Source organism: Pseudomonas sp. FP818, assembly GCF_030687335.1.
Lineage (GTDB): Bacteria > Pseudomonadota > Gammaproteobacteria > Pseudomonadales > Pseudomonadaceae > Aquipseudomonas > Aquipseudomonas shahriarae.
Genome location: NZ_CP117427.1, coordinates 1,472,545 through 1,488,275, shown reverse-complemented (window position 1 = coordinate 1,488,275; position 15,731 = coordinate 1,472,545). Strand labels below are relative to the sequence as shown.

15 protein-coding genes are annotated in these 15,731 nt (G+C 61.1%); 6 read left to right on the top strand and 9 right to left on the bottom strand.

Annotation, left to right across the window (positions count from 1 at the left end):
• The first annotated feature begins 63 nt into the window (after positions 1–63).
• Positions 64–2,118, top strand: coding sequence for a S9 family peptidase (locus PSH80_RS06705; RefSeq protein ID WP_057958811.1), 2,055 nt, complete (start codon positions 64–66; stop codon positions 2,116–2,118).
• Here PSH80_RS06705 and PSH80_RS06700 read toward each other — a convergent pair.
• A complete protein-coding gene (locus PSH80_RS06700) occupies positions 2,115–2,396 on the bottom strand; it encodes a hypothetical protein (protein WP_057441276.1) in 282 nt (93 codons plus the stop codon). The genes PSH80_RS06705 and PSH80_RS06700 overlap by 4 nt on opposite strands.
• A gap of 81 nt (positions 2,397–2,477) precedes the next feature.
• Here PSH80_RS06700 and PSH80_RS06695 point away from each other — a divergent pair, with 81 nt between their 5' ends.
• Positions 2,478–3,164 (top strand): spermidine synthase, encoded by a 687-nt coding sequence (locus PSH80_RS06695; RefSeq protein WP_120732156.1) that lies wholly within the window; start codon positions 2,478–2,480, stop codon positions 3,162–3,164.
• Between the two features lie 12 nt (positions 3,165–3,176).
• Here the strand turns inward: PSH80_RS06695 and rarD are convergent, their stop codons facing one another.
• Complete coding sequence (gene rarD / locus PSH80_RS06690) at positions 3,177–4,061, bottom strand: EamA family transporter RarD (protein WP_305419614.1); 885 nt, start codon at positions 4,059–4,061, stop codon at positions 3,177–3,179.
• Positions 4,062–4,672: 611 nt separating this feature from the next.
• Between rarD and PSH80_RS06685 the strand changes: the two genes are divergently transcribed.
• From PSH80_RS06685 to PSH80_RS06675, 3 genes are all read left to right on the top strand, one after another.
• A complete protein-coding gene (locus PSH80_RS06685; RefSeq protein WP_038448187.1) occupies positions 4,673–5,047 on the top strand; it encodes a YajD family HNH nuclease in 375 nt (124 codons plus the stop codon).
• Positions 5,048–5,229: 182 nt separating this feature from the next.
• Positions 5,230–5,697, top strand: coding sequence for an RNA methyltransferase (locus PSH80_RS06680; RefSeq protein WP_057441281.1), 468 nt, complete (start codon positions 5,230–5,232; stop codon positions 5,695–5,697).
• Between the two features lie 69 nt (positions 5,698–5,766).
• The gene (locus PSH80_RS06675) at positions 5,767–6,108 is read left to right on the top strand and encodes a DUF2892 domain-containing protein (protein WP_252118093.1); all 342 of its coding nucleotides are present in this window, start codon (positions 5,767–5,769) and stop codon (positions 6,106–6,108) included.
• Between the two features lie 317 nt (positions 6,109–6,425).
• Here the strand turns inward: PSH80_RS06675 and PSH80_RS06670 are convergent, their stop codons facing one another.
• Both PSH80_RS06670 and PSH80_RS06665 read right to left on the bottom strand, forming a co-directional pair.
• Positions 6,426–7,658, bottom strand: a complete 1,233-nt coding sequence (locus PSH80_RS06670) for a hypothetical protein (RefSeq protein WP_305419610.1) — start codon at positions 7,656–7,658, stop codon at positions 6,426–6,428.
• 9 nt (positions 7,659–7,667) lie between these two features.
• Positions 7,668–8,117 (bottom strand): YcgN family cysteine cluster protein, encoded by a 450-nt coding sequence (locus PSH80_RS06665; RefSeq protein ID WP_029292333.1) that lies wholly within the window; start codon positions 8,115–8,117, stop codon positions 7,668–7,670.
• Between the two features lie 153 nt (positions 8,118–8,270).
• Here PSH80_RS06665 and PSH80_RS06660 point away from each other — a divergent pair, with 153 nt between their 5' ends.
• On the top strand, positions 8,271–8,864 hold the full coding sequence (locus PSH80_RS06660) for a nitroreductase family protein (protein ID WP_120732150.1): 594 nt from the start codon (positions 8,271–8,273) through the stop codon (positions 8,862–8,864).
• A gap of 76 nt (positions 8,865–8,940) precedes the next feature.
• Here PSH80_RS06660 and PSH80_RS06655 read toward each other — a convergent pair whose 3' ends face one another.
• The 5 genes from PSH80_RS06655 to PSH80_RS06635 form a co-directional block, all read right to left on the bottom strand.
• Positions 8,941–12,384 (bottom strand): hypothetical protein, encoded by a 3,444-nt coding sequence (locus tag PSH80_RS06655; RefSeq protein WP_305419608.1) that lies wholly within the window; start codon positions 12,382–12,384, stop codon positions 8,941–8,943.
• Between the two features lie 89 nt (positions 12,385–12,473).
• On the bottom strand, positions 12,474–13,406 hold the full coding sequence (locus PSH80_RS06650; protein WP_057441285.1) for a D-2-hydroxyacid dehydrogenase: 933 nt from the start codon (positions 13,404–13,406) through the stop codon (positions 12,474–12,476).
• Positions 13,407–13,519: 113 nt separating this feature from the next.
• Positions 13,520–13,813: a YcgL domain-containing protein gene (locus tag PSH80_RS06645; protein ID WP_057441287.1), complete on the bottom strand. Its 294-nt coding sequence runs from the start codon at positions 13,811–13,813 to the stop codon at positions 13,520–13,522.
• Positions 13,810–14,943, bottom strand: coding sequence for a ribonuclease D (gene rnd, locus PSH80_RS06640; protein WP_057958805.1), 1,134 nt, complete (start codon positions 14,941–14,943; stop codon positions 13,810–13,812). Before rnd ends, PSH80_RS06645 begins: the two co-directional genes overlap by 4 nt.
• A 122-nt stretch (positions 14,944–15,065) precedes the next feature.
• A complete protein-coding gene (locus PSH80_RS06635) occupies positions 15,066–15,722 on the bottom strand; it encodes a class I SAM-dependent methyltransferase (protein WP_057958804.1) in 657 nt (218 codons plus the stop codon).
• Positions 15,723–15,731 lie beyond the last annotated feature (9 nt).

Below are 15,731 nucleotides of genomic sequence, written 5' to 3'. Positions count from 1 at the left end.
ATAACGGCTTTTGAGTGCCACGGCTGCAACGCCGTCGGCCCACCCCCAGACAGAGAGTGATCCATGCCTTCATCGACCCACGCCGCTGCCGCCCCAATTGCCCGCCAGGATTCAGGCCAGGACCCGTACGCCTGGTTGCAGGAGCGCGACAACAGCGAGGTGCTCGACTACCTCAAGGCCGAAAATGCCTGGCAAGAGGCGCAACTTGAGGAGCAGAGCGCGTTGCGCGAAAGCCTGTTCCAGGAGATCAAGGGCCGTATCCTCGAGACCGACCTGTCACTGCCCTCGCCCTGGGGCCCGTACCTGTATTACACACGCACCACTGCCGGTGACGAATACGCGCGGCATTACCGCTGCCCACGCCCGGCCGACGACAGCCAGCAGATCGACGAAAGCGCCGAAGAATTGCTGCTGGACCCGAATGTGCTGGCCAATGGTGGTTTTTTCTCCCTCGGTGCCTTCAGCATCAGCCCGGACCACAAGCGCCTGGCCTACAGCCTGGATACCAACGGCGAAGAGATCTACACCCTGTACGTGAAGGAATTGTCTTCAGGCAAGGTCAGTGAACTGGCCTTCGAAGACTGCGACGGCAGCATGACCTGGGCCAACGACAGCCTGACGCTGTTCTTCGGTGAACTGGACGACACCCATCGCCCGCACAAGCTGTATCGCTATCGGCTGGACGGCACCGCCGCCGAAGAAGTGTTTCACGAGCCCGACGGGCGCTTTTTCCTGCATTGCTACCGCTCCAGTTCCGAGCGCCAATTGCTGCTGTCGCTGGGCAGCAAGACCACCAGCGAAGTCTGGGCCCTGGACGCCGAGCAGCCGCAACAGGCATTTGCCTGCCTGGCGCCACGGGTTGAAGGCCATGAATACGATGTCGACCACGGCAAGCTGGACGACCAATGGACCTGGTTTATCCGCAGTAACCGCGATGGCATCAACTTTGCGCTGTTCCAGGCGGCTGACAACGGCAGCGTGCCCACTGAAGACCAGTGGCACAACCTGATTGCCCACGATGACGCAGTGATGCTCGATGGCGTGACCCTCAACGCCCGGGCCATGACCCTGAGCCTGCGCATTGGCGGCTTGCCGGTAATCGACGTGCACCCACAAGGCCTGCCGACTTACCGCGTGGAATTACCAGACGCGGCCTACAGCCTGTACGTGCAAAACAGCCTGGAATTCGACAGCGACAAGATCCGCCTGCGCTATGAAGCACTCAATCGTCCGGCCCAGGTCCGCCAGTTGGAACTGGCCAGCGGCGCGCAGCAAGTGCTCAAGGAAACCCCGGTATTGGGCGTGTTCAATGCCGACGATTATGTCAGCCAGCGGCTATGGGCCACTTCTGCCGATGGTACCCAGGTGCCGATCAGCCTGGTGGTCAAGCGCGACCAGGTGGGCCAGCCAACGCCGCTGTACCTGTACGGCTACGGCGCCTACGGTTCGAGCCTCGACCCGTGGTTTTCCCATGCGCGCCTGAGCCTGCTGGACCGTGGCGTAGCGTTTGCCATTGCCCATGTGCGCGGTGGCGGCGAATTGGGCGAAGCCTGGTACCGCGCCGGCAAGCAGGAGCACAAGCAAAACACGTTCAGCGATTTTATCGCCTGCGCCGAACACCTGATCGCCGAGGGCCTGACCACCTCCAAACAACTGGCTATCAGCGGCGGCAGCGCCGGCGGGCTGTTGATCGGTGCCGTGCTCAACCAACGCCCGGAGCTGTTCCAGGCGGCGATTGCCGAAGTGCCTTTTGTCGATGTGCTCAACACCATGCTCGACCCGGACCTGCCACTGACCGTCACCGAGTATGACGAATGGGGCAACCCACAGGAGCCCGAGGTGTATGAGCGGATCAAGGCCTATGCGCCCTACGAAAACGTCAGCGCCCAGGCCTACCCGGCGATGCTGGTGATCGCCGGCTATAACGACAGCCGCGTGCAGTACTGGGAAGCCGCCAAATGGGTGGCCAAGCTGCGGGCCACCAAGACCGACGACAACCTGCTGCTGCTCAAGACCGAACTGGGCGCCGGCCATGGCGGCATGAGCGGGCGTTACCAGGGTTTGCGTGATGTGGCCCTGGAATACGCCTTTGTGTTCAAGGCCCTGGGGCTGGTTTAAGAACCCGCCGCCTTCGGCTTGCTGTCGTTTTGCTGCAGGCCGGGCAAGGTCTGGTCCTTGGGCGGCTTGGGCATTTCAATCGGTGGCAACGGCACCCCGGCCCCTTGTGGCTTGGGTGCGGTTGGCGGGGTGATTTGCGGATAGGGGGTCGGCGTTGCAGTGCCCGGCGCGCCGGTGGTGGTCGCCGGCGTGTTCGGCACCGGTTGCAACTGCTGGGCATGTGCGGCACCCAATGTGAGCACACTTCCTACAATGACCGCTAGAATGCTGCACTTCATCGATGGCTCCATGGCCTGACTGTTAACCAGTCCCAAGGCTACTCCCAACCGCGCAAGAATGCCCTTCCCAATGAGATTTCCATGAAACGTTTCGTGCTGCTCGACACCACCCCGATCCCCGATAACGGCGGCGCCCTGTGCCTGTTCGAATACGGCGAGGATTTTGTGATCAAGATCCAGGGCGGTGACGGCGGGCAATTGATGAACACGCGCATGCACGGTTCCGAAGATGCCCTGGCAGAGATTCCCTGCCGCAAGGTCGCCGGACGCCCCGGTTCACGGGTATTGATTGGCGGCCTGGGCATGGGCTTCACCCTGGCCTCGGCCCTCAAGCACCTGGGCAAGACGGCCGAAGTGGTGGTGGCTGAATTGGTGCCGGGCGTGGTGGAGTGGAATCGCGGCCCGCTCGGGGAAAAATCCGGCAACCCGCTGCAGGACCCGCGCACCGTGATCCGCCTGGAAGACGTGGCCAAGGTGCTGCAGGGCGAGCCCCAGGGCTTTGATGCAATCATGCTCGACGTCGACAACGGCCCCGAAGGCCTGACGCAGAAAGCCAACAGCTGGCTGTACTCCGCCGGCGGCCTCAGCGCCTGCGCCAAGGCCCTGCGCCCCAAGGGCGTGCTGGCCGTGTGGTCGGCCAGCGCCGACAAGCAGTTCAGCGACAAATTGCGCAAGGCCGGCTTCAAGGCCGAGGAAGTGCAAGTCTTTGCCCATGGCAACAAGGGCACCCGGCATACCATCTGGATTGCCGAGAAACTCAAGGGCTGAAGGGCGCGCCGGTCAGATCGAGCGGCGCAGGCGATTCAGATGCCGCAAACCTTCCAGCACCAGCACCACCACCGCCAGCCAGATGGGCAGGTAGGTCATCCACTGGCCCGGCTTGAGGCTGTCGCCCAGCATCAGCGACACCGCCACCAGCAGCACCGGCTCAGCGTAACTGAGCAGACCGAACAGGCTGAAGGGCAACAGGCGGCTGGCGAGGATGTAGCAGTAACCTGCCGCCGCACTGACCAGGCCCATCACTGGCACCAGCCAGTACAACGCCGGGCGCTGCGCCAGCGTCTCGCCGATGGGGTGGCCGCCGAGGATGAACCACAGCGCCACCGGGATCATCAGCATCATGTCCAGCCATAAACCGCCCAGGTTGTCGGTGCCACAGCGCCGGCGCAGGACGAAATACAGCGGGTAACCGACGCAGACCACCAGGGTGGTCCAGGAAAACCCACCCGTGCGGTACAACTCATTGCCCACCCCCACCGCAGCCAACACGGCGGCAATCTTTTGCAGATGGGAAAGGCGTTCGCCATAAACGATACACCCGGTAATGACCATGGTCAGCGGCAACAGGAAGTAACCCAGGGAAACGTCCAGGCCGTGGCCATTGAGCGGCGCCCACATAAAGATCCATAACTGCACCCCCACCAGCGCGCTGGTCAGCACCACGCAGGGCAGCAAGGCCGGTTTCTCGCGCAAGCGCTTGTAGATCAGCGGCACCCATTGCCAATCCCCGGACAGGGCGAGCAGCAGCGTCATGAAGGGCAACGAAATAAGGATTCGCCAGGCAAATATCTGCTGGCCATCCAAGGGCTCAAGAAGAGAGGTAAAGAAATACAGCACGCCAAACAGGAAGGAAGCGGAAACCGCCAGAACAACACCTTTAGACACAACAGCCTCTACAACAAATTGCATGTATTGAATTGAAGACCGAGCCGTTGAATATAAGCAAAATGAGCATCAAAACTTATTAACACGCACCACAAACTTACAACTCACATAGAATATAATTCCAGAGTCATGAATTTATAAGCACAGGGTAATTCGTCGTTTTTATTATTGGAAAGACGATCATCAGACTCTTCAACCTACCCGACTTCGGTGATAGGCAGCAGCACGCTCTGGACGAGCGCCTCTGATTTGAAACGCCACAACGCCAGCCGCGGAGGCTGATATCGTGATGGGAAAACCCGATTGCACGGGAAACTAACGGTCGCCCGGAAAGACCAGGCTTATTGAATACTCGACACCACAGCGGCGGTGGGCCAAGAGGCGCCACATTAAAGAACTTGGCAAAGTTAGTCCAACACTTTCTCGCCCCAGACTAACTTTTGCGCTCTTTAACTTCCCAACGGTTTTTAAATAGATAGGCGGGCATTATTACCCCGCTCCACAGCACCCCATCGCCAGCCGGCACCCGGGCTGAAAAAGCCAAGGGCTTATTGCCCCGCGAGCAGCTAGAATCAACGCCATCCGTGATCCACTAGAAAACAGGAGCCATGATGAGCTCAAGCAACCCGCCCTCCCACACCGCCAAGCTGGACCGCATCCTTGCCGATGCCCAGCGCGACCGGGAAATGGGCTACCGCGACAAAGCCCTGAAAATGTACCCCCATGTGTGTGGCCGCTGTGCCCGTGAATTCGCCGGCAAGCGCCTCAGCGAACTGACTGTGCACCACCGTAACCACAACCATGACGACAACCCCCAGGACGGTTCCAACTGGGAATTGCTCTGCTTGTACTGCCATGACAACGAGCACTCGCGCTATACCGACCAACAGTATTTCGGCGAAGGCTCCACCAGCAGCCCGACCATCGCCAAGGCCACGCACAACCCGTTTGCGGCGTTGGCGGGGTTGATGAAGAAGGACGACTGACGGTCGTCGCTGAACGTTACGACGTCATCGCGGGCAAGCCCGGCTCCCACATTTGAAATGTGTTCACCTGTGGGAGCCGAGCTTGCCCGCGATGACAATCGCCCAAACACACCATTTCTATAGCGACCGCTGCTCGAGCAATCCCCGTATAATTGCGGTTTTTCTCGAAGGCACCCTCTCCCGTGGGCAATAAACGCTACAGCTGCATCGGTCTGTATAACCCCAAATCCCCCGAAAACGTCGGTTCGGTCATGCGCGCTGCTGGCTGCTATGGGGTGGCTTCGGTGTTCTACACCGGTAAACGCTATGAGCGGGCCCGGGACTTTATTACCGACACAAAAAAAGTCCACCACGACATCCCGCTGATCGGCATCGACGACCTGAAAAAGATCCTGCCTCTGGGCTGCATTCCGGTTGCCGTGGAGTTGGTGGACGGTGCCCGGCCGCTGCCGGAATACACCCATCCTGATCGCGCGCTGTATATCTTCGGCCCCGAAGATGGCTCCCTCGATAAAGAGATCCGCGAGTGGTGCGAAGATGTGGTCTACATCCCGACCACCGGCTGCATGAACCTCGCGGCCACCGTCAACGTGGTGCTCTACGATCGCCTGGCCAAGGGCAATAACACCCGTTCGGGGCCCAAGTACTGATTTGGCGGGAACATCCACCTCTGGCCCGCAGTCAGTTACATATCTATGGCCCTTTGTTGGAGACAGACCATGAGCGACAGCAAAACCCTCAAACCCATGATTGAATCGACACCGTTCCAGACCCAGCCGACCCAGAACGTCCAGGGCTGGGAGCGCATTGGCTCACTGGCCGGTGGCGTAGTGATGATGGGCAAGGGCATTCGCCGCGGTGGCTTTTTCGGCCTGATCCAGGTGGCGATTGGTGGTGTGGCCTTGGCGCGCGGGATCAGCGGCCATAGTTCGGCCAAGTCGCTGCTGGAAAAAAGCCGCCAGGATATGAATAGCGTGCGCACCCGCATCGAGCGCGCGGGTGAGGAACTTAAGAATCTCAAGACTCGGGCTGAAGTGGCTACCGAAAAAACCGCGCCCTGAGGTATAAGCCAAAGGTGGGGGCTGGCTTGTGTGGGAGCTGGCTTGTCGGGGCGCAGCATAGGTATCTACACAGCTCTTTTCTCTAGTGGTTCTTGGGGTTGTGTACATATCCGTTGCTGGGGTCACGGCGGCTATTGGTTCCGCCCTTACGGCGGCTCACTTTGGAGAAGCGCCAAAGTAAGCAAAACGCTCTTGCCCCACCACTCGGCACCTCGCCTAGGCTCGGTGTGCCCGTCATCCGACATTGATTTGGGGGGCCGCCATCGCAGCGATGCGGCGACCCAACTCCTACACAAACCTGCTTCCACCGTTGAGCTTCAGCGCAGCAATTTACTGTCGAGCACCACCGAGGATTCGCCGATCACGCTTTCGGCCAACTGCACAAACTCCTTGGTGCTGAAGCTGTCCAGGCGCATCAGTGCCTGGGTCAGGTCGTCCAGGGAGCGTTTATTGTGGGTTTTCAGGCGAATTTCACGATCCAGCTCCTGCAACACCACCACTGCCCGCGCCACCGTGGCGCCGTTGACGTGCTCACCGCGTAACGTCGTTACGCCCTTGCCGTCTTTGCTCAAGCGCGCCTGTATCGCCCCATAACGCTCATCGCTGATACCGCCTGCGCGACGCAGCAGTTCGATGGCGTAATACTCCGCGAGGCCCTCACTGATCCAGTCACTGCCCTGATGGTCATTGAACCGGCCAATGGCCTGCACCACTTCGCGGATCAGCGGGCTACTACCGTTTTCACTGACCAGCGGCGTACGGCTATTGAGGTACACCGAATCGCGCCCGGCGAACGCGCCGCGGCGCATCGGGTCACTGGCGCCCACCAGCAGCAGCTTGGCCGGATGCCGGGGAAACGCCGCTTGTACCTGGGGCCAGACAAATGTCAGCAAGGTCAGCACGTCCATGCGGCGCATGGCCTGGCCCTTGGGCGAGGACACGGTGATTTCGGTTTCGCCCAGGCGCACCCGGCGGCTGCCCAGGCTGCCGGCGACCATCCAGCCGGTGGGCCGGTCGAACAGCCGGGAGACATTGTCGATACGGAACTTATGCTTGCCGATCCGTGGCCAGGCGGTCTCGACGCTTTTCCAGCCCGGCGGCAGCTCGAAGGTCAGCCGGGACACCAACTCCACGCCGTCCTGCTGGTCCAGGCGAGCCGCCGGCACCAGATCCTCGCCGCGAAACAGCGCCCAACTGGGGGTCATGCGCGACTCGTAGATGCCGGCCTTGCGCGCATGGCTCAGGCGCACGCGGTAGGTCAGGCTGGCCTTGTCGGCGCCCGGCTGCCACAGGCCGCGACTGGCCCCCGCGTCAGGCGTGACCTGCCACTGGCCATCAGCCTTGAAATCACTGTAGTCACCGTCGCGACCCAGGTCGAAATTCAGGCTGCGCACAGCCGAACCCTGGGACAGGCTCAGGCACACCTCGGCCTGATCGCTCTGGGGCAACAGTTTGACGTGATAATCGAGATCGACCTTTTTCGCCGACCACGCCGACGCGCTCAACCCCAGCAACAGCAGGCTCGCCGCCAGCTTGGCTTGGACCGTCATACGCTCTCCTCAGCCTGCGCGGAAAATCAGGTAATCCTCCCAATCGTCCTCGGGCACGCTGCCTTCGCTGAGCATGCGGCCGGACTGGGAAATGCGTTCGTGGTGCACCGCATCGCGGTCACCGCAGACCAGGTGGTGCCAGAGCGGCAAATCCTTGCGCTCACTGACCAGGCGATAACCACAGGTCGGCGGCAGCCACTTGAACTGGTCGGCCTGGCCCGGGGTGAGCTGGATGCAATCGGGCACCGAGTCCCGGCGGTTAGGGTAGTCGGTGCACTGGCAGGTTTTCAGGTCCAGCAGTTTGCAGGCGATACGCGTGTAATAGACGCTGTTGTCGTCTTCGTCTTCAAGCTTTTGCAGGCAGCACAGGCCACAGCCGTCGCACAGCGACTCCCACTCCTCCTGGTCGAGGTGCTCAAGGGTTTTGCGTATCCAGAAAGGTTCGACTTTAGCGGCCATGGCTCTACATCAGTATCGGTAGGTGAAAAGGTCGCCAGTCTAGTGCCCAAGCCCCCTGGGGCCAAGCGCTTACGACTGCCGGTAAGGCGAGACTTGTCAGACGTGCAGCGGCGACGTAGTTTTGAAGGCCGTTTTTTTCATCAGGATGCGCTTATGAGCTCTGAGCCACGCGTTGCCGATTATCCGATTCATCCGCAGTTCACCGACCGTTGGTCGCCGCGTGCGTTTACCGGCGAGAGCATTGCGGTGGAAACCCTGCTGAGCTTCTTCGAAGCCGCACGCTGGGCACCTTCGGCTTATAACTCGCAGCCCTGGCGCTTTTTGTACGCGCGGCGCGATACGCCGGATTGGCAACGGTATCTGGGCCTGCTGAACGAGTTCAACCGTGGCTGGGCACAACATGCGTCGGCATTGGTGATCGTGATCTCGAAAACCGACTTTGCGGTACCCGGCGCCAGTGAAGAAACCCCGGCACTGTGGCACACCTTTGACACCGGCTCGGCCTGGGGCCACCTGGCGCTGCAGGCCAGCCTCAGCGGCTGGCACACCCACGGCATGGCCGGTTTCGATCAGGAGCTGACCCGCAAGGAACTGAAGATCCCCGAGGGCTATGCGCTGCACGCGGCCGTCGCCGTGGGCAAGCTCGGTGACAAATCGACTCTGGCGGACTACCTGCAGGCCCGGGAGGCTCCCAGCCCGCGCCGGCCTTTGACCGAGTTGGTGGCTGAAGGGGATTTCAACCTTTAAGCACGGGATCCGCCTGTGGCCAGGGCAGTCGTCGCCCCCCTGCCGTTAAACACCGGCAGGGGGCATCGCAAGTTGCTCAAGGGGCTTTAGCGACAAGGTTGGCAAACGCCCTGCGCAGTTCCTCCTTCTGTCGCTTATAAGCCGCCATCACCACCGGCACCATAAACTCCGCGCCCTGCGAATCCATATCCACCGGATAAATCTTCTGGTCTTTGGCCGAATACATAAAGTTCTTTAATTGCAGATCATTGTGATAGATATCCTTGGCCTCCATCTGCGCCAATACATCATCCATTAATGATCGCGCTTCTGGCGGCAAACTGTTTCTCTCAAACTTACTGAGATCCACGCCATCGACTTTGCCCATCTTTATATATTTACGACCGTCCTCGATGATCACACTTGCAAACCCCTCACCATAATATTTATTCAGCGATATCGCCTCCATGCTGACGTATTCAGCGGGAGGTTTGATTGCGGTAGGGCCAAGATCCTTGTAGACACTTTTCCCGTCGCGACTTGCGTAGATAACCCCCTCGCCGCCAAGTCCAATCACCTCCCCCAGATCGTCTGCCACCGATTGCGGAGCGGCGCCGGGCAAACGCAGGCGCTGCCACTGATCGCCCTGTACATGCTGGACCAGCAGCGGCGTCTGCCGACCGTTGTGATAGATCCGAGCCTGCACCACCCCATCCTCGGTACGGGTGACTTGGCGGACTTCATAGACCGCAGTCTTACCAGCGCTGTCGGTGTGGCGGATATGGGACAGGTGGCCATCAGCCGCGACGTAGACCCCCTGACTATTGCGCGAAAGCCCGGCAATGCTTGCGGGTGCAACGCTGTACTCGAGCAGCATCCGATTGCTCAGCTCACTGCCCGGCGCAATACGCGCCACGGCAAGCGTGCCGCCCATCGCCTTGGTTTCTGCGGTGAACCCTTCAAGGGGCCCGCCATAAGGCCGCATCTTGTCGGCGTCGAAGGCATACCATTTGCCGCCCTGGAGCACCGCACCGCCCTCGACACGCTGCCCTGCGACCCTGAACGTGCCCGTGGCCGCGGTGCCATAGTCCTTACTGACCGCCTTCAACAAGTCATAGCTGCCGGAAGCCCCCCTGAGCCGGTTAACCGCCTCAATCCCTTTGGAAACGCCTTTGCCGACCAACCTCGCACCGCCGACCGCCAACTCGCCCCACCCGCCAAGGGGGTTCAATGCACTGATCGTGGCAGCCCCAATGATCTTTGCGCCCTGTAAAACCTTCGCCGCTGCGGATAACGCAGTCCCACCCAATCGGCCCAATTTCCCGGCGCTTGCAGCGCCAGCGCTGAGCAAGCCAAAGATATCCAGCGCAAGGTCAGTAGCCCCTTCGCCATAATTACCCTGCTGGAAATTGCCAATCGCCGAATAAAACGGAACAAGGCTCAACAGATACGCTTCAGCCACTGCTGCCCTGCCCCGCTGTTTGTCCAACGTGGTCTGCCCCCGTGCGTGTTCCTTTATGTCGGGATCATCGAGATCAAGGTGTTCAACAAATGCATCGGCGATGTACCGAGTGCGATCCGAAGCAAAGCTATCCAGTAACGCGTTGTTTACCGGAACGCTTTGTTTGTTCTGCTGCACTGCGTCATTGCGCGGTATGAACTCTCGGGTCTCGCGGACAAGATTGGCCTTTCTTGAGCTGCGTACATCCGCTCGCCAGAGGTCAGTCGATCGAATAACACCTTGGGCAAAGTTGATTTCGTATGCTGCAGGCTCACCCTCCCCTCCAATTTTCAACAGCAGTTCCTGCCCCTTGGGATGATCGGTTTTATCCGTAAATCCAAGGCCTAGCGTGTGGGACAGGTTTTGATAGAAGGTGATTTTTCCATATTCGAATTTCTTCCGATCCGCCAATGGAAGCTGTGCGATCAGGTGTTTGATGGCGACAGCGATCGCAGCCTTTTTACTCCGGATCGTGTCATTGAACTGCTGGTTGAATGCCTCGGTTATGCCAAATCGGTGATTGGCATTCAATTCGGCCAGGGGAATGCGACTGTCCGCCGAATAGAACACCGCCGGCGACGGCAGGTCCATCATGGCGATATCCAACAGCGAATGATGGCCGACCAATGTGGTTGCCGGTGTTCCGGGACCGCCACGGGGATGACGGGTGGTGTTGATCAACGGCTCTTCAAAAAGCCCGCCCAGCTCGCCAAACCGTTGCTTGAGCGCCTCCAGGGCCATCGCTTTGCGACTGGGAATGTCCTTATCCAATGACTGGCTGGCAGTGATCATTTGCCGCTGGCGGGTGTTGAAGGTGGTTTGCAGCAGGTTCAGCTCTGCGTCGGTGTAGCGCTCATCCTCCTTGCGTTCGAGCAGGCCATTGACCACGCCCCAGTCCACCAGGGCCGCCCGCTGCACATCGCGGGTAAGACCAGGATCGGCCGCGCCCGCACTTTCTGCCTGCTGCATGACCTGGGCGAAGGTCATGTTCGGCACTTTCCCCGGCGACTGGGCCTCGATGGTCGCCGCAGCAATTGCCAGGCTGACCCAGGCCGGGCTGCCATAGGTCACCCGGTCCGGGATGTCCTTGACCAGAAATTCAGGCGCCTTGCGGGCCAGCAACCCATAGGCGCCTACCCCGGCCATCTGCGGGCTGGTCTTGCCACTGCTGCTCAGGTGCCTGCTCAACCTGTCCACCACGAAGGAGGCAGGTTTGCCCCAGTGCGCATCGCTGGCCAGGTCGAAACCCGCCACCTTGTTGCGATGAGGCGCGGCGATGGACTGCGGATCCAACTGCACCGCGATGGCGGCCAGCAGATAGTCGTTGACGCTGCGGTCGGTGGCTATCCCGCCCATTTGCTCTTGCAGGTGCTTTCCCAGCCGCTGCCCTTCAGCGGAGCTCACCAGGGATTCCAGGGCCTTGACGGGGTTGCTCGGTACCGGTGTGGCAACGGGCTGGCGCTGGTTCAGAAAATCCAGCAGCCCCTGGCCTTGTGCGACCTGCGGCTGCTCTGCGAGGTGGCTCTGGGCGAGCGCAGCCAGCCTGCGTTGCTCATCCGGGCTCATGGGCACCGGCCACGACAACCCTCCGCCAAAATCCCCAAGCGGATGCTCCAGGGCTCTTGCAGTGACTGCATCGGCGAGGCTGGTGAGATGAAAGTGGCTGAGGGGCAGGAATAGGCTGAGGTGCCTGATGACGCTCGCCAAAGTGGCGCTCTTGCCGTCTGCCAGGGGATAGGAGGAGCCGGCGTCTATGTCCAGGGGGGTATGCGCCAACGCGGCCTGCACTGCCTGGGGTGTGGCGTTTACCCCCAGCCGGGTGGCGACTTCGTAGAGCTTTTGCCCCAGTACCTTGAGGTTCTGCCTGTCGCCCAGTGCAGCCTCAAGGCCTGGCTTCTCCTCGACCTGGCTGATCCGGACCTCTTCGCCGCCAGCTGCCAGGTTGGATTCCGTCGGTGGGGGGCTGACGGGATCAGCCAACGATACGGGCAGCATGGCCCCCAGAGACGGTTGCGAAGCAACAGCGCGCGATTCAAGCATGGAGAGGCCTCCCTTCTTAAGGTCAGTGAGCCTCCCACGTTGCCGCCAGCGATAAAATCAGATGCGCGCTACTCGCGATGTGGGGTGTTTCAGTATCCCCGCTCGAAACTCACCTCGCCACGCAGCGAATCCTTGGCCTGGTACGCCCGCAGATTTTCGACAAACAGTGCCACCATGCGCCGCGGGCAGGTCGGCGCCGAGCTGTGGCCGGTCAGCAACAAGCCCCAGGCGGTCCAGAACGGATGGCGCTGTGGCAGTGGTTCCTGGCGACAAACGTCGATGACCGCACCGGCCAGGTGCCCTTCTTTCAGAGCCTCGACCAGATCGGCATCCACCACCGCCACACCCCGGCCGACGTTGATAAACAGGCCGGTGGGCTTGAACTGCTTAAACAGCGCCGCATCGTACAGATCGTGGGTATTGGGGGTGTTGGGCAGCAGGTTGACCACATAGTCCACCTCGCCCACCAGACGGCCCAGTTGATCCGGCCCGGCTACCTCGATAAACGGGGCCTGCTCCCGGGCTTGGCTGGCAATGCCGTACAACTCCACACCAAAGGGCAGCAGGAATTGCGCCACGCTCTGGCCGATATCACCGGTGCCGACAATCAGCACCTTGCGCCCCGCCAGGCTCTGGCCCATGCGGTTGTCCCACTTGCGCTCGACCTGGCTGACCAGGCGCGCCAGCACCTCACGCTCGTGACCGAGCATGTAGGTGAGCACGTACTCGGCCATCACCTGGCCAAAAATGCCGACCGCGCGGGTCAGGCGATAATCCCGAGGCAAGCCATCGGCCAGCAGCGGCGTGATGCCAGCCCAGGTCGATTGCAGCCATTGCGGGTGATGGCCCTGGCGCAGCAGGGTTGCCAGCAGGTCCGGCTGGCCCAGCCATACCGGGCAATCGGCGGCATGGCGCGACAATTGGGCCGAGTCGCCACTGGTCAGGACTTCAAGATCCGGCGCCGCTTCGCGCAGCAGTCGGGCGTACAGCGGGTGGTCCTGTTCTGCTATCAGAACGCGCATGGTTCAAACCTTTCAAAAACAGTGCAGGCGGCCACCGACAGCAAACTGACTGCAGGGCTCGGGGCTCGCCAGGTCATTCGATTCAAACGTGTCCCGAGCGGGACACGGGTCGATCACATCGGGTCGTTACGGCGCAGCAGTTCTTCGGGCAAGTGCTCGATGTATTCGTCATCCGGCGGTGGCATTTGCAGGTGGTAGCCCTGCTTTTGCAGGTTGTCCAGGACCGCGACGATATCTTCCTGCTGCAGTTTGCGTTCCGGCGTCAGCACCAGGTTGAACGCGTGTACCGGCTTGCCGAACACGGTCAGCAGGCCCTCGGGCACGCGTTCCAGGGCATCGCTTTTGAGCACATAGAGGTACATGCCAGCGCGTTTCGGGCTGCGGTAGATGGAACAAATATGTTTCAAGGCTGTTCTCCGGCAGTGGCCAGGCTGTCGAGCAGCGCCTGGCCCATCAACTCGCGGCGCCAGCCACGCAGCGAGTCAGGCAATTGGTAAGGCCCATCGGGGTAGCCACTCTTGACCAGTGCCTCGAGGGTTTTCTTGCGCAGCATCAGCTCCGGGGCCATGTCCAGGCGTTCGGCGAAGGTCTGGCCGAGGGCGCGCAGTTGCTTGATCAGCACAGCGGCATCCACCGGCAACGGCTCAGGCACGGCCGGCGGCCATTGGTCCATCGGCACACTGGCGGCACGCTTGATCAGGCCCAGCAGGAATTCGCCGTCCTGGCGCACGGTACGCGGGTGCATGTCTTCGATTTTGCCCAAGGCCGCGAGGTTATCCGGCTGCGACTTGGCCAGGGGCCATAGCGAGTGTTCGCGGACGATGCGGTTGCGTGGCAGGTCGCGGGCACGGGCTTGCTGCTCGCGCCAGGCGCACAGTTCGCGCAGGACGGCGAGCTGGGCACGGGACAGTTTCCAGGCCAGCTTGGCGTCGCGGTACACCTCGTAAGGGTCGATTTCCCGGCGCAGGTTGGCCACCAGCTCGGCGCCGTCTTCCAGAACCCAGGCGTATTTTTCGTCCGACAGTCGCGGACGCAGCCGTGTATAGACTTCCGCCAGGTGCACCGCGTCTTCGGCGGCGTAACTGACCTGGGTCTCGGACAATGGCCGCTGCAGCCAGTCCGAACGGGTCTCGCCCTTGGGCAACTCGATGTCCAGCACCGCTTGCACCAGGCGCGAGTAGCCCATGGAGAAACCGAGGTTCAAGTAGGCGGCTGCCAGTTGGGTGTCGAACAATGGCACCGGCAGGCTGCCGGTCAGGCGCAGCAGCACTTCCAGGTCTTCACTGCAGGCATGCACCACCTTGATCACCGCCGGGTTTTCCAGCAAGGCGGCCAGGGGTTGCCAGTTATCAATGGTCAGGGGATCGATCAGATAAGCGCGTACACCATCCCCGATCTGGATCAACCCGGCGATGGGATAGAAGGTGTCGACCCGCATGAATTCGGTGTCGAGGGCGACGAATGGCAACTGCTGCCATTCGGCGCAATGCTGGCCGAGGCTATCGTTGTCGCAGATCCAGTGAATATCGATGGCCACACGGCTCTCCCTTGAAGAATGGCGCGCAGTATATATCGCCAGCGGGACTTTCGAGCACCCGCAGTGTGCCAGCCATCATGAAAACTCTGACAGGAGACGAAGAATAGCCCGACAGTTGAGGGTTATCCTCTTTTGCGCAGCACATAAACCCGCCACAGGGCCGAGCCGGGCATGAACTCTTGCTGGTTCAGCACCGTAAAGCCCGCCTGGCGAAACTCCGCTTCCACCTCCACACGATGGGACAACAAGGGTTGCCCTGTGCCCGGCGGGTGGAGCTGACGATGGCGGCTGTCGCTGTCCACCGCGACAATCACCGTGTCGCGGCTGACCCGGTGAAACTCGCGCAACAGCGTCAGTCGCGCCTCGACACTGGAGACGTGGCGAAACAGTTCCAGGCAAAAAATACAGTCCACCGCGTTGGCCGACAGGCCGATGGAAAATGCCGAACCCTGGAACGTCTTGATCCGCCGCAGAAAGGCCGCGCCATAGTGGCTCTGGGCATGATCAAGCATGGTCTGGGAAAAGTCCGAGGCCAGGATCACGCGATTGCTGTGCTCGGCCAGCACCGGCCAGAAGCGTCCCGCCCCACAGGCCAGGTCCAGCAACAGGCCGGGCTCCCCCGCGACTTTCAGAGCCTGGCGCACCAGGCGCTCGTCGCGCCATAACCACAGGCGCCGCAACAAGCCTGGCGGCCGTGGGTCAGCACAGACGCGAGCGTGGTCACGGTCACAGCGCGCGGCGAATTCAGCCTCGATGGACGATGGGGGTTGCGACGACATCACGGTACT

Excerpts from the sequence above, each read along its gene's own strand:
- PSH80_RS06660 (WP_120732150.1), top strand. The coding sequence starts at position 8,271 with ATGAGCTCTGAGCCACGCGTTGCCGATTATCCGATTCATCCGCAGTTC.
- PSH80_RS06655 (WP_305419608.1), bottom strand. The coding sequence starts at position 12,384 with ATGCTTGAATCGCGCGCTGTTGCTTCGCAACCGTCTCTGGGGGCCATG.
- PSH80_RS06685 (WP_038448187.1), top strand. The coding sequence starts at position 4,673 with ATGAGCTCAAGCAACCCGCCCTCCCACACCGCCAAGCTGGACCGCATC.
- PSH80_RS06650 (WP_057441285.1), bottom strand. The coding sequence starts at position 13,406 with ATGCGCGTTCTGATAGCAGAACAGGACCACCCGCTGTACGCCCGACTG.
- PSH80_RS06700 (WP_057441276.1), bottom strand. The coding sequence starts at position 2,396 with ATGAAGTGCAGCATTCTAGCGGTCATTGTAGGAAGTGTGCTCACATTG.
- PSH80_RS06695 (WP_120732156.1), top strand. The coding sequence starts at position 2,478 with ATGAAACGTTTCGTGCTGCTCGACACCACCCCGATCCCCGATAACGGC.
- PSH80_RS06635 (WP_057958804.1), bottom strand. The coding sequence starts at position 15,722 with ATGTCGTCGCAACCCCCATCGTCCATCGAGGCTGAATTCGCCGCGCGC.
- PSH80_RS06665 (WP_029292333.1), bottom strand. The coding sequence starts at position 8,117 with ATGGCCGCTAAAGTCGAACCTTTCTGGATACGCAAAACCCTTGAGCAC.
- PSH80_RS06670 (WP_305419610.1), bottom strand. The coding sequence starts at position 7,658 with ATGACGGTCCAAGCCAAGCTGGCGGCGAGCCTGCTGTTGCTGGGGTTG.
- PSH80_RS06705 (WP_057958811.1), top strand. The coding sequence starts at position 64 with ATGCCTTCATCGACCCACGCCGCTGCCGCCCCAATTGCCCGCCAGGAT.
- PSH80_RS06675 (WP_252118093.1), top strand. The coding sequence starts at position 5,767 with ATGAGCGACAGCAAAACCCTCAAACCCATGATTGAATCGACACCGTTC.